The organism is Bradyrhizobium denitrificans (assembly GCF_013179005.1).
Taxonomy (GTDB): Bacteria; Pseudomonadota; Alphaproteobacteria; order Rhizobiales; family Xanthobacteraceae; genus Bradyrhizobium; species Bradyrhizobium denitrificans.
Window position 1 is genome coordinate 69,141 of the sequence record NZ_JABFDP010000018.1, and the last position, 17,771, is coordinate 86,911.

The 17,771-nt window shown below is 66.5% G+C and carries 14 protein-coding genes and 1 riboswitch; of the genes, 4 read left to right on the top strand and 10 right to left on the bottom strand.

Annotation, left to right across the window (positions count from 1 at the left end; genetic code table 11):
• Positions 1 to 91: 91 nt before the first annotated feature.
• The gene (locus HL671_RS20770; protein ID WP_172238164.1) at positions 92 to 1,438 is read right to left on the bottom strand and encodes an amidase; all 1,347 of its coding nucleotides are present in this window, start codon (positions 1,436 to 1,438) and stop codon (positions 92 to 94) included.
• 329 nt (positions 1,439 to 1,767) lie between these two features.
• Here HL671_RS20770 and HL671_RS20775 point away from each other — a divergent pair, with 329 nt between their 5' ends.
• Complete coding sequence (locus HL671_RS20775) at positions 1,768 to 3,045, top strand: PQQ-dependent sugar dehydrogenase (protein WP_012040657.1); 1,278 nt, start codon at positions 1,768 to 1,770, stop codon at positions 3,043 to 3,045.
• Positions 3,046 to 3,187: 142 nt separating this feature from the next.
• Complete coding sequence (locus tag HL671_RS20780; RefSeq protein WP_012040658.1) at positions 3,188 to 3,769, top strand: c-type cytochrome; 582 nt, start codon at positions 3,188 to 3,190, stop codon at positions 3,767 to 3,769.
• A 65-nt stretch (positions 3,770 to 3,834) separates the two neighbouring features.
• On the opposite strand, the gene panE is transcribed toward HL671_RS20780, so the two are convergent.
• From panE to HL671_RS20805, 5 genes are all read right to left on the bottom strand, one after another.
• Positions 3,835 to 4,758 (bottom strand): 2-dehydropantoate 2-reductase, encoded by a 924-nt coding sequence (gene panE, locus HL671_RS20785; protein WP_172238167.1) that lies wholly within the window; start codon positions 4,756 to 4,758, stop codon positions 3,835 to 3,837.
• Between the two features lie 117 nt (positions 4,759 to 4,875).
• Entirely contained in the window at positions 4,876 to 5,613 is a 738-nt protein-coding gene (locus HL671_RS20790) for an SDR family oxidoreductase (RefSeq protein ID WP_172238170.1), read from the bottom strand.
• A gap of 71 nt (positions 5,614 to 5,684) precedes the next feature.
• Positions 5,685 to 6,290 (bottom strand): 2-hydroxychromene-2-carboxylate isomerase, encoded by a 606-nt coding sequence (locus HL671_RS20795; RefSeq protein ID WP_172238173.1) that lies wholly within the window; start codon positions 6,288 to 6,290, stop codon positions 5,685 to 5,687.
• Positions 6,291 to 6,396: 106 nt separating this feature from the next.
• Entirely contained in the window at positions 6,397 to 7,743 is a 1,347-nt protein-coding gene (locus HL671_RS20800; RefSeq protein ID WP_307769000.1) for an MATE family efflux transporter, read from the bottom strand.
• A 105-nt stretch (positions 7,744 to 7,848) separates the two neighbouring features.
• Positions 7,849 to 8,421: a DUF2239 family protein gene (locus tag HL671_RS20805; protein ID WP_012040663.1), complete on the bottom strand. Its 573-nt coding sequence runs from the start codon at positions 8,419 to 8,421 to the stop codon at positions 7,849 to 7,851.
• 167 nt (positions 8,422 to 8,588) lie between these two features.
• On the opposite strand from HL671_RS20805, the gene HL671_RS20810 reads away from it, so the two are divergent.
• Positions 8,589 to 9,254: a glutathione S-transferase family protein gene (locus HL671_RS20810; RefSeq protein ID WP_012040664.1), complete on the top strand. Its 666-nt coding sequence runs from the start codon at positions 8,589 to 8,591 to the stop codon at positions 9,252 to 9,254.
• 4 nt (positions 9,255 to 9,258) lie between these two features.
• Here HL671_RS20810 and HL671_RS20815 read toward each other — a convergent pair whose 3' ends face one another.
• Together HL671_RS20815 and ggt are read right to left on the bottom strand one after the other, a co-directional pair.
• Positions 9,259 to 10,665 (bottom strand): serine hydrolase domain-containing protein, encoded by a 1,407-nt coding sequence (locus HL671_RS20815; protein WP_172238176.1) that lies wholly within the window; start codon positions 10,663 to 10,665, stop codon positions 9,259 to 9,261.
• 242 nt (positions 10,666 to 10,907) lie between these two features.
• Positions 10,908 to 12,677 (bottom strand): gamma-glutamyltransferase, encoded by a 1,770-nt coding sequence (gene ggt / locus HL671_RS20820; protein ID WP_172238179.1) that lies wholly within the window; start codon positions 12,675 to 12,677, stop codon positions 10,908 to 10,910.
• 100 nt (positions 12,678 to 12,777) lie between these two features.
• Between ggt and HL671_RS20825 the strand changes: the two genes are divergently transcribed.
• Positions 12,778 to 14,181, top strand: coding sequence for an MFS transporter (locus HL671_RS20825; RefSeq protein ID WP_172238182.1), 1,404 nt, complete (start codon positions 12,778 to 12,780; stop codon positions 14,179 to 14,181).
• Positions 14,182 to 14,256: 75 nt separating this feature from the next.
• Here HL671_RS20825 and purH read toward each other — a convergent pair whose 3' ends face one another.
• Together purH and HL671_RS20835 are read right to left on the bottom strand one after the other, a co-directional pair.
• Positions 14,257 to 15,849 carry a bifunctional phosphoribosylaminoimidazolecarboxamide formyltransferase/IMP cyclohydrolase gene (gene purH / locus HL671_RS20830; protein ID WP_172238185.1) on the bottom strand — a complete coding sequence of 531 codons (1,593 nt, stop codon included), beginning with the start codon at positions 15,847 to 15,849 and terminating at the stop codon, positions 14,257 to 14,259.
• 24 nt (positions 15,850 to 15,873) lie between these two features.
• A riboswitch (ZMP/ZTP riboswitch) is annotated at positions 15,874 to 15,954 on the bottom strand.
• 53 nt (positions 15,955 to 16,007) lie between these two features.
• Positions 16,008 to 17,723 carry a heparinase II/III family protein gene (locus HL671_RS20835; RefSeq protein ID WP_012040670.1) on the bottom strand — a complete coding sequence of 572 codons (1,716 nt, stop codon included), beginning with the start codon at positions 17,721 to 17,723 and terminating at the stop codon, positions 16,008 to 16,010.
• Positions 17,724 to 17,771 lie beyond the last annotated feature (48 nt).

Here is a 17,771-nt window from a genome sequence, read left to right on the forward strand (position 1 = left end):
TTCTACAGCGCTGGTTGAAAACCCGCCACTGGGCTTTGCCGCCGACGGCGGCTCCGGCCCATGGCAGTGCTTGGTCTGAAGCAGGCGTGCTTTAGTGACGCGCCAGCAGTGGCAGGCCGGGATCGAAGGCCAGCGCCGCCTCGGCCCATTTGGCGACGCGCAGAACATGGAGGTCGTTGCGGTAGACGCCGGCGATCTGCACGCCCAGCGGCAGGCCGTGCCGGCCGAATCCTGCCGGCAGCGACACCGCGGGCGCGCCGACGAACGTCCAGGGGGCGCAATATTCGGCGTCGCCGGTCCAGTCGAGGCCATGCGGGGCTTCGCCGAAGGCCGGCAAGGTGAGCACGGCGTCGAAGCCGCCGAGCTCGGTGGCGAGGGCGTGCTGCCGTTCGGCCTGCGCCGCCTTGGCGGTCAGATACTCCATCGCCGTCTTGCTCCGCCCGCTCGCGACATGCGCCTTCATCACGTCGCTGACGCGGTCGGGGAAGCGTGCGATCAGATCGGAGAAGATCGTCGTCGCCTCGCTCAGCATGATCGTATTGATCGCATCCCAATGCGCCGCGTCGAGCGCGGGCAGGGCGATCTCCTCGACCACCGCGCCGGCGCTGCGCAGTCGCTCGACGGCAGCCTCGAACACCGCCTTCTGCTCAGGCTCGGCGCGCTCCCATTTGGCAAAGCGCACGACCGCGAGCCGTGGACTCGCCAGCGGACGGAGGCCGTGGGCGATGTCGACGGTAAAACCGGGCAGCGGGCGGCCGTGGGGATCATCGTCGCTGCGTCCCGCCAGCAGCGACAGTGCCAGCGCCACGTCATCGACGCGGCGGGCGAAGAAGCCGACATGATCCAGCGACGGGCTGAGCGGATGCACGCCGACGCGCGGGATCGCGCCGAAGCTCGGCTTGAAGCCGACGACGCCGTTGAAGGCCGCCGGGCGGATGACCGATCCCAGGGTCTGCGTGCCCAAGGCCAGCGGCACCAGCCCCGCTGCCACGGCGGCCGCCGAGCCCGAGGATGAGCCGCCGGGGGTATGCGCCGGGTTCCATGGATTGACCGTCGGCCCGGGATGACGCCAGGCGAATTCCGTCGAGACGGTCTTGCCGAAAATCGTTGCGCCGAGATTGCGCAGCCGCGCGACCACCCAGGCATCCGCGGCCGGCACATGATCCCGGTAGATCGGCGAGCCATTGCTGGTCGGCATTTCCGAGGTGGCGATGATGTCCTTGACCGCAACCGGAATTCCGCCGAGCGGACCATTTTTCGCGGACACATCCTTCGGCAGATATTCGAACGACTTCAGCCGCGCCTCGATCGCCTCGGTGCGCTTCAGGCAGTCTGCACCATAGCTCTCCGCTGCTTGCGGATCGGCTGCGAACTGTCGCAACAAATCGAGGACGCCGGCGCCGGCCTGCGGTGGCGGCAGAATGAACGCATCTGACATCGACGGTCCTGTTTTCGAGACATCTCTTTGCCGCGCGGTGAACGGTCGCAGCCCTTCGCTGATGTGTTCCGATCCTATCGGCTGTTCGATCTCGCGCCAATCGCGCTGCCGATCGGTACGTATGAATACAGCGCATGTCGGCGTGCAAAGTTCGCGTGCTGCGGCGCGCCGTCAGTCTCGCGCGAGCTGGGCCGTAATCCGCTTCTCACGCGCTCAGGATGTGCTACCATTTTCGTGTCGGACCACCGATGTGGCCGGCCAAAGGACGTCTTCAAATACGTTCCGATAAGTAGACGCGGCCATCCGAGCTGCCTCATGGGAGTGAAGCGATGACATCGGCTTTTCACCGAAGCATTCTTGCGCTTGCTACAATTGGTCTTCTCGCCGGCACCAGCATCGCCGGCGCGCAGCAGCAATCCGACCAGGGTAAGGGTCTGAAGAAATACGAATCCGGCACCAAGGAGTTCTGGACGCATCCGCCGGATGACTGGTTCCTCGGCGACGAGACCGAGGCGCAGAAGGGGCTCGCGCCGCCGTCCGGTCCGCCGACCGGCGCGTCGGACGCGGAGCTCGCCAAGATCGTCAAGCAGGTCAAGCTGCCGGACGGCTTCAAGATGGAAGTCTGGGCCTCGGGCGTGCTGGCCGCGCGGCAGATGGCGTGGGGCGACAAGGGCACGCTGTTCGTCGGCTCATTCGGTCTCGGCAACGTCTATGCGATCAGCGACAAGGGCGGCAAGCGCGAGGTCAAGACGGTCCTCAAGGGCCTGAACATGCCGACCGGCCTCGCCTTCCAGGACGGCAATCTCTACGTCATCGCCGTCGACAAGCTCATCAAATACGAGAATGCCGAGGCCAATCTCGACAATCTCGGCCAGGGCAAGGTGGTCTATGACGACATGCCCTCTTATGCCGCGCATGGCTGGAAATACATCGCGGTCGACAAAGAGGGCTGGTTCTATATTCCGTTCGGACCGCCCTTCAATATCGGCATTCCGCCGACATCCGTGTCGCAGATCCGACGCGTCGATCCGCGCACCGGCAATGCCGAGATCTGGGCGCTCGGCGTGCGCAACAGCGTCGGCGGCGACGTCGATCCGCGCACCGGCCGCTATTGGTTCACCGAGAATGCGCGTGATTGGGTCAGCGACGACCTGCCGAGCGACAAGCTCAACATGATCTCGAAGATCGGCGAGCATTTCGGCTATCCCTATTGTCACCAGGGTGACATGCCGGATCCGAAATTTGCGATGGGCCACAAATGCTCGGAGTTCACGCCGCCGGTGCTGAACCTAGGTGCTCACGTCGCGCCGCTCGGAATGAAGTTCTATACCGGTGACCAGTTCCCCGCCGAGTACAAGAACAACATTCTCATCGCCGAGCACGGCTCCTGGAACCGGCACAAGTACCAGGGCGCCCGGATCATGCGCGTGATCGTCGGCCCCGACGGCAAGGATGCCAAGCAGGAGGTGTTCGCCTCCGGTTGGATCGAGGGCGATCAGGGCTATCTCGGCCGTCCCGATGACATCATCCTCGCCAAGGACGGCTCGATCCTGGTGGCGGACGACTGGGCCGGCGCGATCTATCGCATCAGCTACGAGAAGAAGTGAGCTTTTGACCTGATGGGGCTGCGCGCTGCCATGATGGCGGCCGCAGCCCCAACTATTTTCGGTCCGCTGCGTTGATCGCAGCGCGTTGCGCGAAACCAGGTTCTGTCCGCGCAGACGAAGCGGGCCATTCGGAGGATTTGAAATGCGTCATGGTGTTGTCGCCGGCGGAGCGCTGGCCCTGGCCCTGATGAGCGTGTCCGTTCAGGCGGCCGATCTCGAAGCCGGAAAGGCCAAGGCGGAGCTCTGCGCCGGCTGTCACGGCGAGAACGGCGTCTCGCAGACCGAGAACATTCCTTCGCTGGCCGGCCAGCAGGATCAGTTCGTTCAATGGCAATTGGTGTTCTTTCGCGCGGGCACCCGCAAGAACGAGGCGATGAAGCCGATCGTCGATCAGCTCACCAATGAGGACATCCGCAATCTCGGCGCCTATTTCGCATCGCTCACGCCCGCCAAGGCGCCGCCCGACAATGATCCGGACCTCTCCAGGAAGGGCGCCGAAGCCGCCGCCGGCCGCCGCTGCGCCTCATGCCATCTCGACAGCTATGCCGGCACCAAGGGCGTCGCCCGGCTTGCCGGCCAGCGCGAGGAATATCTGGTCAAGGCGCTGCACGACTACAAAAGCGGCCAGCGCGTCGGCGGCAGCCAGGCTGCGATGACCGATGTCGCCTATCCCCTCAGCGCCGAGGAGATCACGGCGCTGGCGCATTATCTGGCGCATTTGTAGCCGGGGCCCCGCGACATAATCAGCTGTCGTCGCGGTCAGCTCCCGCGCGAGGCGGAGGATCGCAGCTATTGGCCCCGCAGCGCCTCGTACACCTTCAGCTGCGTGTAGGAAATGCGCAGCCGCGGCACCGGCACCTTGGCGGCATCGGCGCGGGCAACGAGATCGCCGATTACGTGATCCGCCTCGACCGGCAGGCCGGCGTGGAGGTCGCGGAACATCGAAGCGGTCATCGGTGATCCCTCGGCGGTGATCATCCCCGAGACGCGCTGGAAGAACGCGCCGGCCGGCGCGTAGCCGGCGGCCGCCGCCGTGGCGCTGCATTCGTCGAGCATGCCGAGCAGGAAGTCCTTGCCGCCCGGCGCGGTCAGGATGACGCCGACCGGCGCCCGCATCAGCGTCGTGGACGCTGCCAGCGAGGCGAGGAACACCCACTTCTCCCACATGTCCTGCATGATGTGGTCGCTGGCCGATGCATTGAAGTTGCCGCGCGCGAAAACCTCGGAGATCGCGCGAATGCGATCCGACGATCCGCCGTCGCGCTCGCCGAAGGTCAGGGACTGCATCGGCTGCAGCTGCACCACCTCGCGGCGTTCGTTCAAGGTCGCAGCGATCGCGCAGAGTCCGCCGAGCACCCGCTCGCGTCCGAATTTCGCATCCAGCACGTCGAGATGCTTCATGCCGTTGAGCAGCGGAATGATGCTGGTGTGAGGACCCACCGCGGGCGCGAATGACGCGATCGCATCGTCCAGGTCGTAGGCCTTGCAGCTCAGCAGCACGACGTCGAAGGTCTGCTTGAGGCTGTCCGCCTGCACCGTCGGCGGGTTGGGCAAGGTCGCGTCACCGGCGGGGCTGCGAATCACCAGCCCGGCACTGGCGAGCTCGGCGGCGCGGCGCGGCCGGACCAGGAAGGTGACATCGGCACCGGACTGCAGCAGCCGGCCGCCGAAATATCCGCCGATGGCACCGGCGCCGACGACGAGAATGCGCATGTGTGGATCCTTCTTTGAGCGGCGCGCATCATGCAGAAGCGGATGGCGAATGGCGAGTAGCGAATAGAGATGCCCTCCATTCCCTATTCGCTACTCGCCCTGCCATTCTATCCGCCCCTACCATTTCTCACCAAACGGCCGGATCTCCATTTCGAAGGTCCACGCCGTCCTGGGCTGCTGGTAGAGCTGCCAATAGGCGCCGGCAACCGAGGCCGGCGGCATCAGCAGGTCGGGATTGTCCAGCGCCTCCTCGCCCCAGAGCTGGACGCGGCGCTCGCGCACCCAGGCGGTGTCGACGCCGGAATCGATGATCAGATGCGCGACATGGATGTTCTTCGGCATCAGCTCGCGGGCCATGGATTGTGCCACCGCGCGCAGGCCGAACTTCGCCGATGCAAAGGCGGCAAAGCCGGAGCCGCCGCGCAGCGAGGCGGTGGCACCGGTGAAGAAGATCTTGCCGCCGCCGCGCGGCAGCATCAGCCGGGCAGCCTCGCGTCCGGTGACGAAGCCCGCCCAGCACGCCATCTCCCAGACCTTGCGGAACACGCGCTCGGTCGTCTCCAGAATCGGAAAATTGACGTTGGCACCGACGTTGAAGATGACGACCTCCAGCGGCGCATGCTTGTCGGCCTCGTTGAGGAAGGCGGTGGTCTCCTCCTCTTTGCGCGCATCGAGCGATCGTGCCACGATCCGGCCGCCGGCGGCTTCGACCTCGGCCACCAGCGGCGCAAGTTTGTCGCCATTGCGACGGCCGGCGAACACCGTGAAGCCTTCAGAAGCAAACTTCTTGACGATCTCGGCGCCGATATAGTCACCGGCGCCGATCACGGCGACGGTGGCATTGCGCTGCTGCATGGTCGTCTCCGTTCAGCTCGTCTACGCGTTCTCGGACCTGAATCCGCACGGCCTCGTCGCGACGGTGGAGATCATCCGAGGATCATCTCCTCGACATCGCGCAGTTGTTCCTTGCCGAAGAATATTTCGGTGCCGACGAAGAAGGTCGGCGAGCCGAATGCGCCGCGTTCGACCGCGGCCTGCGTGTTCTCCACGAGCTTTGCCTTGACCTCCGGCTCCTGGGCGCGCGCGAAAAGTTTCGCGCCGTCGAGACCTGATGACGTGATCGCCGCGATGGCGGTTGCCGGATCGTCCATTTTCTTGGGTTCGCGCCACATGTGGTGGAACGCCGCGTCGACATAGGCCTCGAACACGCCTTCGAACTGGGCGGCGACGGCCGCGCGCATCAGGTTCAGCGTGTTGACCGGGAAATGCGGGTTCCAGACCCAGGGCTGGACGTGATAGCGCTTGAGGAAGCGCTGCGTCTCGATCTCGTGGAATTCGCGCTTGTTCTTGATGCCGGCGAGCGACTCGGCCGGCGACTTGTTGTTGGTCGCCTTGAAGATGCCGCCGAGCAGCACGGGGACATAAGAGAAGCGGACGCCGATACGTTGCTCGATCGCCGGGATCGCCTCATGGCTGAGATAGGCGTTGGGGCTGCCGAAATCGAACAGGAACTCGGGGGCTGGTCGGCTCACAGGCAGTCTCCTCGGATATTTTTCATATTGTGATCCAGGGCGTCAATCGCGTCCAGGGCTTTATGATGAGCGTCATATTGCACGCGGCGGGATGCTCCGGCCCGCGTCAGACCATGCGGCGCACCGTCCGCTTGCGCCAGACCAGGAGATAATAGCTCATCTGCAGCAGCATCATCGCGGTGAACGTGATCGGATAAGCGAGCCAGACGCCGTCGAGGCCGATGCTGCGGCTGAGCCACGTTGCCGCGGGCACCTCGATCGCTGCGATCGAAAAGGCGGAAATCGCCAACGGCATCCACACCGTCCCGCCGGCGCGCATCGCTGCCGAGAAGGTCGTGGACATGCCGAACAGAACCGAGCTCCACAGCACGATGTGCAGCGAGCGCTGTGCGACCTCGATCACCGCAGGATCGGTGATGAAGAACCCCATGAGCGTGCGCGAGAACAGATAGCCCAGCACGACCAGGCCGCCGGTCAGCACGACATTCATCTCGACCCCGGTGCGCACGATGCGGCCGATCTGCTCCGGGCTGCCGCGGCCGATCGCCTGGGCGCCGAAGATCGAGACCGAGATGGCGATCGACAGCGCGGGAAACTGCACATAACCCAGCACCTGGTTGACCGCGCCATAGGCGGCGGTCGCGTCCGAGCCGAAGCCGTTCACGAGGCCGATCAGCACCATCTCGGCCAGGGACATCACGATCATGCCGATCGCTGCGGGAATGCCGAGCCGCAGCACGATGCGCAGCAGCTTCGGATCGGGCCGCATGCCGCGCAGAAAGGCCGCATCGATCGCCAGCGGATGCTTGCGCCGGAGCAGATGAAGATGGAGTCCGCCGAGCGTCACCAAGGTCGAGATCGCCGAGGCCCAGGCTGCGCTCGCGACGCCGAGTTGCGGCGCCCCAAGCCAGCCGCGGATGAAGATCGGCGTCAGCACCAGGCCGAGCACGGTGGACGCAGCCAGCGCTGCGAGCGGTGTCACGGTGTCGCCGACCGCGCGCATCTGCGACGACAGCAGGATATAGGCGAAGGTCAGCGGCATCGTGATCATCATGATGCGGGCATAGTCCGCCGCGGCATCAAGGATGTTGGCGGGCGTTGCGAGCGCGCTCAGCAAGTCGCGGCTGAACAGTCCGCCGACCGCGATCAGCGCGGCGAGCAGCAATGTGATGGTCAGCGTCGTACCCGCGATCGCCTTGACCTTCGCGGGCTCCTTGGCGCCCCAGGCCTGGCCGATCAGGATGCTGGCGCCGGAGCCGAGCCCCATGACAAAGGCCACGAAGAAGAACATCGCTGGAAAGAACACCGAGACTGCGGCGAGCGCGTCCACCCCGATCATCTGGCCGAGATAGACGTTGTTGATGGTACCGAACAGCGATTGCAGGATGTTGCTCAGCATCATCGGCGCGAGAAACATCAGGAACGGCTTGCGAAGCGGAGCGGGAGCGGACACAGCATGTTTCCGTCGACCGCCGTCATGCTTGGATCGGCCGTCGCGTTGAAGAAGGTGAGACCGGAGCCTGCCACGAATGGTCGGCCTCGGCGTTTTTTGTCCGGCTTACTCGCCGCGGTGGCGGTTGGCGAGCGCGACCACATGGTCGCGGATGTCGGCGGGCCAGGTCGCGATCAGCGCAGCCAGGCGCGGGAGATCGCCGGCGAACAGCGCCCGTGACGCCTCCTCGAATTGCGGCAGATGGCTGCCGATCCCCGACATGAAATGATAGGCCGCATCGCGCGCCTCGCGGGCGCGATCGGTGTCGCCGCTGGCGCGCCGGGCGTCATGGACCAGCTTCCGCAATGCGACCGAAGCACCGCCCGGCTGCGCGTTCAGCCATTCCCAATGCTGGGGCAGCAAGGTCACCTCGCGCGCGACGACGCCAAGCTTCGGGCGGCCGCGGCCGCGCGGCTCGGTCGGCTGCTCCGTGGCCGCAGAGCCGGCATCGCTCGGCAGCCGTGCCAGAATTTCCCGGTCACTGCCCCGCAGGTCCAGATCGATCGGTTGTCCAGTGCGGTCGCTGAAGATCATGACCGGCGCGTCGGTCGGAGCAGCGTGCTTGAGCACGAGCGCCACCTTGGCCAGCGGGCCGGTCGTGATCCGGGTGTGCCCGCCGAAGGCCGTATAGGTATCCATATGCTTGCGGTCCCCTATATGTTGGGCAAATATCACCCGGGTAGAAATTAAAGTCAATATTATCCGGGTATTTTATTCGCGCCGCCGCGAGCCCTGCCGCTCGCCGAAGTCATCGGGCCCTGCTACGGAACACCGCCTGCTTCCGCGATCCGTCTTTCGGGGACCTCATGCTGACCGTTCATCACCTCAACAATTCCCGCTCGCAACGCGTGCTCTGGCTGCTCGAGGAGCTCGGCGTGCCCTATGACATCATCCGCTACGAGCGCCAGCCTGACATGCGCGCGCCGAAGGAGCTGCGCGCCATTCATCCGCTCGGCAAGTCGCCGGTCATCACCGACAATGGCAACACGGTCGCCGAATCCGGCGCCATCGTCGAATATCTGATCGATACCTACGGCAATGGCCGCCTGATCCCGCCGCCGAAGACGCCGGAGCGTTTGCGCTATTCCTATTGGCTGCATTACGCCGAGGGTTCGGCGATGCCGCTGCTGCTGTTGAAGCTGCTGTTCAATATCATGCCCAAGCGCGCCCCGGCGCTGCTGCGTCCGCTGGTGCGCAAAGTGTCGAACCAGGCGCTCACCACGCTGGTCAACCCGCAGCTGAAACAGCACATGGCGTTCTGGGAGAGCGAACTCCAGAAGAGCGAATGGTTCGCCGGCGATCAGTTCACCGCGGCGGACATCCAGATGAGCTTCCCGCTGCAGGCCGCGGCGTCGCGCGGCGGGCTGGAGCACGGTCATCCCCGCGCGATGGACTTCCTGGCCCGCATCGAAGCGCGGCCTGCCTATAAGATCGCGCTGGAGAAGGGCGGCCCCTACGAGGTCGGCCGCTGAGAGGCTACTTCACGGCGGTCGCCGGCGACTCGGTTGCCGCGATCACCTCGCGGACCAGCCGGGCGACGCCCCTGATGTCGCCGTCCGGATCGACGGAATCGCCGAGGCGGACCACCACCATGCGCTGGCTCGGCATGATCACGAGCCGCTGGCCGAGCAGGCCGAAGGCGAAGAACGCGTCCGCCGGGATACCCTGCTTGGCGCGTCCGAGCGCGTGGGCATGCTGGCTGCGGTTGGTCCACAGGCCCGCGCCATAGTCGGTGTCCAGCGTCGCCTTGGCGGACATCGCGACCCAGCCTTCCGGGAGAATGCGTCGGTCGCCGACCACCCCGTCGCCGAGATACAGCAGGCCGAGCTTCGCCCAGTCGCGCGCGCTCGCCAGCATGTTGGCGTAGCCCTGCATCGTTCCGGTGCCGTCATATTGCAGCGTCGCGCTGCGCATGCCGAGCGGGCCGAACAGCTCGCGCCAGGCGAGCTCGATGGTCTGCTCCGGTCCACCGGCGGCATCGCGGATGATACGGGCCAGGATCTGGGTCGAGGCGCTTGAATAGGCCCAGCGCTGCCCGGGCGGCGCGATCAGCGGGGCATGCACCGCAAACGCCGCCATGTCGCGGTGGATCTCCATCTGGCTCGATGGATCGAAGCCTGAATTGGTCTCGTCCAGCGCCAGCCCGCTGGTCATCCGCATCAGCTGCTCGAGTGTGATGTCGTGCCGGCCGTCCGCCGCGTCGCGCCACTCCGCGACCGGAGCCGGCATTTGTGGGCTGAGCCTGCCCTGCCGGGTGAGAATCCCGAGCAGGGCATTGGTGACCGTCTTGGTCATCGAGAAGCCGATCAGCGGCGTGTCGACACCGATCGTCGCGGCGTAGCGTTCGGCGATCAGCCGGCCGTCCTTGATGACGACGACCGCCTTGGTGCGCCGGAGTGGCGGGCTCGCAGGCTCCTCGAAGGCGTGATCGAGCGCCGCCCTCAGGCCGGCGTCAGCAGGCTCGACCGGATCGGCTGCGGCAATGTCCGGCAGGTCCGGTGCAGGCGCGGCCGCGCGCAGCGCCCCGACATTGCTGTGCGGCAGGTAAGGTGGCTTCTGGCCCTGCAGCAACACGCAGCCGAGGCCGTCATGGTAGGAGGCCCGGCTGACATGCAGGCCGAGCAGCGAGGCATCGACGATGCGCGTGTCCCGCTCGACCCGATAGCGCATGACGGCGCGCAGGCGACGCAGGCCCGGCCGCTCCATCGTTTCGGCAAATGTGGTTTGCGGGTCCAGGCCGGACACGAAGGTCTTGGCACAGACCATCTGAGCGACCGCCGTCGTCGCGGACCGCAATGCACGATCGGGCCGATAGGTGAGCCAGCCTGCCACCAGCAGACCCACAAGCACCAGCAGACCGACTACGAATCTTCGCAAATGCACCAGAACGTCCGACGTCGCCTCGCGGGCGAGCCCTCGCTGCGCCCTGGACTTCTTCTAGCCCGCCCGGGCCGGCACGCCAACGGCGCGAACGGCCGAATGGACGCGCCAGACGGCGGCAAATCGTCCTGCTGCCTCATTCTGGCCGCCAGGCTCGCCTCGCACCTTCCGCCGGCCGGTTCCGCGCGGGAACGGCAGATCATGGTGCGACACGATCGAGACCGATCGTTCCAGGACATCACGATCTAACGTCCTGCGGCGGCTGCCCCCTTGCTGCGCGGATCCGGGGCACCGATCAGCCCTGCGGGCGTGACCAGGATCGAGTTGGCTGACGTCCGCCCCATCGGTTCCTCGATCCGGTGGCCTAGCGCGCGCAGATCGGCGAGCACATCATCGGCAAAGCCCTTTTCGACACGCACCTCGTCCGGCATCCATTGATGGTGCAGGCGGGGCGCTTTGACCGCCTCGCGGACGTCCAGCTGATAATCGAGCACATTCACGATCACCTGCAGCACGGTCGAGATGATACGGCTGCCGCCCGGCGAGCCCGTTACCAGCACCGGTTGGCCATCCTTCAGCACGATGGTCGGCGACATCGACGACAGCGGCCGCTTGCCCGGACCGGGCAGATTGGCCTCGAAGCCGACCAGGCCGAAGGCGTTGGAGGCGCCGGGCGCCGCGGTAAAGTCGTCGAGCTCATTGTTGAGCAGCACGCCGGTGCCTGCGGCGACCAGGCCGACGCCGTATGGAAAATTCAGCGTGTAGGTGTTGCTGACGGCGTTGCCGTCATTGTCGACCACCGAGAAATGCGTGGTGTTGCTCCCCTCGCGCAGCGGCTTGATGTTGAGCACGTCGCCGGCGCTGGTGGCGCGCATCGGATCGATGCTGGCGCGCTGACGCGCCGCGTAGTCCTTGGACAGCATCGCGCGCACCGGCGCATCGACGAAGGCCGGGTCGCCGAGATAGCGGGCCCGATCCGCATAGGCCCGCTTCATCGCCTCGATCAGCAGATGCAACGACGCCGGGGAGCCCTGCTTGAGCTCGGCCAGCGGAAAGCCCTCCAGGATGTTCAGCATCTCGACGAGCACGGTGCCGCCGGAGGAGGGTAGCGGCATCGAGACGATGTCATGGTCGCGATAGGTGCCTCGCACCGGCGTGCGCAGCACCGGCTGATAGGATTTCAGATCGTCCGTCGTCATGATGCCGCCGGCATCCTGGATCGCCTTGGCGAGCTTGTCGGCGACCGGTCCTTCGTAGAAGCCGCGCGGTCCCTGCTCGGCGATCGCGGTCAGCGTGGTGGCGAGATCGCGCTGGACCAGCCGATCGCCTTCCTTGAGCGCGGCGCCATCGGGCCGCATGAAGATCGCCGCCGAGGATGTCCACTTCGCCAGCCGCGGCGCCATCATCGGCAGGGTGACGGCGACGTCGTCGGCGACGGGGATGCCCTCGCGCGCCAGCACGATGGCCGGATGAAGCAATTGCGCCAAAGTGAATTTGCCCGAGCCGTATTTTTCCAGCGCCAGCGCCAGTCCCGCCACCGATCCGGGCACGCCGATCGAGAGCGCCGAATCGCGCGACTTGGCATTGTCGGGCTTGCCGTCGGCGCCGAGAAAACTGTCGCGCGTCATCGCGGCCGGCCCGGTCTCGCGATAGTCGATAGCGACGTCCTCATGGCTGGCGGCGAGATGGATGACCATGAAGCCGCCGCCGCCGATATTGCCGGCGACCGGGTAGGTCACCGCCATCGCAAAGCCGGTGGCGACCGCGGCATCGATCGCGTTGCCGCCGAGGGCCAGGATCCGCTCGCCGACCTGCGCCGCGATCCGCTCCTGCGCCACCACCATGCCATGCGCCGGGGGGTGCGCCGGCGCGGCGACGCCAGGCGGCAGCGGGATGTCGATGCCTTGCGCGTCAAAGGCCCGCGTCGGCGCGCCGCCGGCCAGCAGCAGCGTGACGCCGGCCGCCCATGCCAGCCGCGAAAGGAAACGTCGTCGATCAAACGTGAACGTGCGCATCGAGATTCTGCCGTCGCTGACATCCGTCCGGGATCATCAGATGTTATAGGGCCGCGTCGTCGGCGTAAAACGCGATGCCGTGATCGCAAGGGACTTTGCAATGGCTGTTACCACGATCGAGACGTCCGATGCGGCTCAGCAGCGGGTCTATCCGCGGCGCGCCGCCGTCGTCAGCTGGATCTTCTTCGATTGGGCGGCGCAGCCCTATTTTACGCTGATCACCACCTTCGTGTTTGCGCCTTATTTCGCCGCCCATGTCGCGCCCGACGCGGCGAGCGGTCAGGCCTTGTGGGGCTTTGCCACCGCCGCGGCCGGCATCGTGATCGCGCTGCTGTCGCCGGTGTTCGGCGCCATCGCCGATGCCACCGGCCGGCGCAAGCCGTGGATCGCGGCGTTCGGCGCGATGCTCGTGGTCGGCTCCTGCCTGATGTGGATCGGCCGTCCCGGCGCGCCGGAGCTGATCGTCCCGCTGCTCGCAGCCTATGTCCTCGCCACGATCGGCGTCGAATTCGCGACCGTGTTCAACAATGCGATGATGCCGACCCTGGTGCCGCCCGAGCGCATCGGCCGCCTCTCGGGCACCGGCTGGGCCACCGGCTATATCGGCGGCATCGTCTCGCTCATCCTCGTGCTCGGCTTCCTCGCCGCCAATCCCGACAGTGGCCGCACTCTGTTCGGGTTGCAGCCGCTGTTCGGTCTCGATCCGGTGACGCATGAGGGGGATCGCATCTCTGGTCCGCTCACGGGCCTCTGGTTCATCGTGTTCGTGCTGCCGATGTTCCTGTTCACGCCGGACTATCCGGCGCGGCACCGGCTCGGCGCCGCGATGCGCGAGGGCCTCGGTCAATTGCAGGCGACGTTGCGCAGCCTGCCGCAGCAGCGCGACATCGCGCTCTTTCTCATCGCCAACATGATCTACACCGATGGCCTCGTGTCGCTGTTCGCCTTCGGCGGCATCTATGCGGCGGGCACGTTCGGCTGGAACACGATCCAGATCGGCACGTTCGGCATCATCCTCGCGGCGGCCGGCACGCTGGGCGGCTGGCTCGGCGGCAAGCTTGACGACCGGCTCGGACCGAAGCGCGTCATCGCCGGCAGCATGACGCTTCTGCTGCTCGCGATCATTGCGATCCTGCTGGTGAGCCGCGATTCGATTCTGTTCATTCCGGTGACGCCGGCGGTGCCCGGCGGTCCGCTGTTCGCGTCGCTGCCGGAGCGCGCCTATCTGCTGCTCGGCTGCATCATCGGCGCCTGCGGCGCGCCGCTGCAGGCGGCGTCGCGCTCGCTGCTGATCCGGATGGTGCCGCAGGATCAGGTCGCGCAATATTTCGGCCTGTTCGCGCTCACGGGCAAGGTGACATCCTTCATCGGCCCGCTGCTGATCGGCACCGTCACCGCGCTCACTGCGAGCCAGAAGGCCGGCATGGCCGTGCTGGTGCTGTTCTTCGCCGCCGGGCTGCTGCTGCTGGCGCGGGTCAACGCCCATGGTCATGCGCGGGCTTGACCCGCGCAGCCATCTCAGTTCGACCAGCCTCGCTGGACGACGGATTGCCGGGGCAAGCCCGGCAATCCGATCTCATCAGTGCCGGAAATGCCGGACGCCGGTCAGCACCATGGCGATGCCGTGCTCGTCGGCGGCCTTGATGACCTCGTCGTCGCGCACCGATCCGCCGGGCTGAATCACTGCGGTGGCGCCGGCCTCGATGCAGGCCAGCATGCCGTCGGCGAACGGGAAGAAGGCGTCGGAAGCGACCACCGATCCCTTGGTCAGGGGCTCGGCGAGCTTCAGCTCGCTCGCGGCATCCAGCGCCTTGCGCGCCGCGATGCGGGCGGAATCGACCCGGCTCATCTGGCCCGCACCGATGCCGACAGTGGCCGAATCCTTGGCATAGATGATGGTGTTCGACTTCACGTGTTTGGCGACGCGGAAGGCGAAGCGCAGGTCGCGCAACTCCGCCTCGGTCGGCGCCCGCTTGGTCACGACCTTCAGCGTCATGTCATCGACGACGGCATTGTCGCGGCTCTGCACCAGGAGCCCGCCGGCAACCGTCTTTGCCGTCAGGCCGGCCTCGCGCGGATCGGGCAGGGCGCCGGCCAGCAGTAGCCGCAGATTCTTGCGCGCCGCGATCACCGCGATCGCCTCCTCGGTCGCGTCGGGCGCGATGATCACCTCGGTGAAGATGCCGGTGATCGCGCGCGCGGTGGCGGCGTCGAGCTTGCGGTTCATCGCGATGATGCCGCCGAATGCCGAGGTCGAATCGCAGGCCAGCGCCTTCTGATAGGCGGTGATCAGATCCGGGCCCTCGGCGACGCCGCACGGATTGGCGTGCTTGACGATCACGCAGGCCGCGGTGCGCGCCGGGTCGAATTCGGCGATGCATTCATAGGCGGCGTCGGTGTCGTTGATGTTGTTGTAGGAGAGCTCCTTGCCCTGCACCTGGCGCGCCGTGGCGACGCCGGGACGGCGGCCGGGCAGTGCGTAGAACGCGGCGTGCTGGTGCGGGTTCTCGCCATACCGCAGCGACTGGATCAGCCTGCCGCCGAAGGCGCGGTAATCCGGCGCGTCGTTCTGAATGGTGGCGGCGAACCAGTTGGAGATCGCGGCATCATAGGCAGCGGTGCGGGCATAGGCCTTGGCCGCAAGGCGGCGGCGCAACAGCAGCGTGGTCGAGCCCTCATGCCGGGCGAGGTCTTCCAGCACGGCGTCGTAATCATTGACGTCGACGACGACGGCGACATCCTCATGGTTCTTCGACGCCGCGCGAATCATCGCCGGGCCGCCGATGTCGATATTCTCGATGCAGTCGCTGAACGGCGCGCTGCGCTCGACCGTGGCCTCGAACGGGTAGAGATTGACGACCAGCAGGTCGATCGGCGCGATGCCGTGGGTCTTCATCGCCTCGGCGTGTTCGTCATTGCCGCGGATCGCGAGCAGTCCGCCGTGAACCTTCGGATGCAGGGTCTTGACGCGGCCGTCCATCATCTCGGGAAAGCCGGTGAGGTCGGAGACGTCCTTCACCTTCAGGCCGGCATCGGCAATCGCCTTGGCGGTGCCGCCGGTCGAGATCAGCTCGATGCCGCGTGCGGCGAGCGAGCGGGCGAACTCGACCAGGCCGGTCTTGTCGGACACGGAGAGCAGAGCACGATGAACGGGACGAAGCTGGTTTGTCATGGCAAAGAGTCCTGTTGCAGGAGTTCAATTTGCCCAGGCGCACGGCGATCCACCCCGCGCTCCCCGATGGTGCTCCATCCAAAGTCGCCAGTCGCGCGAGAGCCGGGCTCATATCAGCTTTTGGCCGTCGCGACAACGGGCAGTTCCCGACGCCGCGCTCACAGCGGCGGTTCAGGCTCCCGCCGCGCGTTGCGGCGGCCGTTGCTGTCGCTCGGCGAGGTCGACGAGCGCACGAAGCTCCAGCGGATCGAGGCCGCCTGCTGCGCGTCCTGGCGGATCACCAGCTGGGTGGTCCGGCGCGGGCCGTCATTGCCGGCGAGGAACACGCTGTCCTCGAGCTCGACCCGGTCTTCGAAGGTTTCGAACGTCCAGACCTCGCGATTGGGCAGCACCAGCATCGCGCCGCGGCCGTCGCTGAGCCGGCTCGCCTTGACCGCCGGGTGCAAGTGAAAGCGCAGTGCATAGTCGGAGCCGCCGCCGCGCAACCGGGCGCCCTGCGCCGGCGTCACCGTGTCCTCGCCGTCGAGCCGTGAGCCGTCCTCGGCCGCGACCAGGACGCGGCGATGGATCAGGCCGAACTTGGCGGCGTAGCCGTTGTGGGACGTCGACAGCACGGTGCCGTCCGGCACGACCTCGCGGAAATTCTCGACCCGCGTCGGCCCGGAGACGATCGGCGCGCCATGCAGCAGGCGCTTCATCGCGGACATCTCGACGAAGGTGCAGGACGAGGTGTTGTGATAGGTCAGCGTCGAATGCGCCACGGTGCTGCGGGCGAAGGTGCGCCAGTTCTCGCGACCGGTCGACGGCATGCCGCAATTGATCACGATGCGGCACGCGCCCGAGGAGAGTTCGAACGCGAGACAGCCGGCATGCGCCTCGTGGCTCAGATGCGGCGGCGGCGGCGGGCCGGTGTCGACGATGACCGTCATCCCGCCGGCATCGAGCCGCTGGAAGCCGGAATGCGGCATGCTCGCCATCGGCGTGCCATGCGTGTCGTCATAGGCGAGCAGCGTCGCCAGCAGGTCGGACGGCGTGCCGCCCATGCCGTTGAACAGCGCCATGTTGCCGTCGCCGTGACGGAAGAAGCGCAGCATCGGCATCATGCGATCGATCGCGTTGAGCAGCGCTGGCGGTGGCGCGATGTTGCGCGCGGCGAAGGTCTGGCGCAGCGGCAGCAGGTCGATGAGAAGTTCGATCAGGGCGCCGGGATTGCGCGAGACATGGCCGCCGTCGGGCAGGATCTGCCGCTGCAGTTCGTCGGACAATTTGCGGCTGGCGCTGCGGATGTGCTTCGCCTGATTGGCGAGGCACAGCGCCGCATAGCACAGCGCGATCAGCACCTGCAGCCGCGGTGCGCCGTCGGGAATGTCGATGGTCGAATAGCGCAGGAAGCGGATCTCGCGGGTGAGGCCGCGCAGATAGCGCCGGTAGAACTTGCCGTCGGAATCGGCCAGTACCAATGGCGCCTGCGACAGCAGCGAGATGACCCTGCGCGCCAGCACGTCGGCACGGCGGCTCAGCGGATGGCGGCCGATCTGGTTGGTGATCCAGTCGTCGACCAGCGCCCGTGCATTGGCACGGGTGAGTGCGGTGTCGGCTGCGCGCAGATGTCGCAGCCACCCGAAACCGAGCAGCGCGACTTCCCAATCCTCCGAGGGCGGCTCCAGGTCGAAGATCGAACGGCCATGGCAGGTGACGATCTTGCCGGCGAAGACGAAGCGGCCGGCATAGATCTCGGCGGCCCGCGTGGCGTCCGACGTGCGCAGATCGTGCGGAGCAATGATCAGCCGATCGGCCCGCCCCGGCCATACGCCGGACAATGATACCGACACGCCGCTGACGTTGGAGATCAGGCTGCGCGCGAAGCGGCCCAAAACCAGCGTCGATATGCGTCTGCGTTGAGCGGCGGGCACGCCAAGCCT

What these genes read in the sequence shown, in the direction of transcription:
- HL671_RS20790 (WP_172238170.1), bottom strand. Translation starts at nt 5,613, where the DNA reads ATGCAGCAGCGCAATGCCACCGTCGCCGTGATCGGCGCCGGTGACTAT.
- HL671_RS20810 (WP_012040664.1), top strand. Translation starts at nt 8,589, where the DNA reads ATGCTGACCGTTCATCACCTCAACAATTCCCGCTCGCAACGCGTGCTC.
- HL671_RS20825 (WP_172238182.1), top strand. Translation starts at nt 12,778, where the DNA reads ATGGCTGTTACCACGATCGAGACGTCCGATGCGGCTCAGCAGCGGGTC.
- ggt (WP_172238179.1), bottom strand. Translation starts at nt 12,677, where the DNA reads ATGCGCACGTTCACGTTTGATCGACGACGTTTCCTTTCGCGGCTGGCA.
- HL671_RS20780 (WP_012040658.1), top strand. Translation starts at nt 3,188, where the DNA reads ATGCGTCATGGTGTTGTCGCCGGCGGAGCGCTGGCCCTGGCCCTGATG.
- HL671_RS20775 (WP_012040657.1), top strand. Translation starts at nt 1,768, where the DNA reads ATGACATCGGCTTTTCACCGAAGCATTCTTGCGCTTGCTACAATTGGT.
- HL671_RS20805 (WP_012040663.1), bottom strand. Translation starts at nt 8,421, where the DNA reads ATGGATACCTATACGGCCTTCGGCGGGCACACCCGGATCACGACCGGC.
- HL671_RS20770 (WP_172238164.1), bottom strand. Translation starts at nt 1,438, where the DNA reads ATGTCAGATGCGTTCATTCTGCCGCCACCGCAGGCCGGCGCCGGCGTC.
- purH (WP_172238185.1), bottom strand. Translation starts at nt 15,849, where the DNA reads ATGACAAACCAGCTTCGTCCCGTTCATCGTGCTCTGCTCTCCGTGTCC.
- panE (WP_172238167.1), bottom strand. Translation starts at nt 4,758, where the DNA reads ATGCGCATTCTCGTCGTCGGCGCCGGTGCCATCGGCGGATATTTCGGC.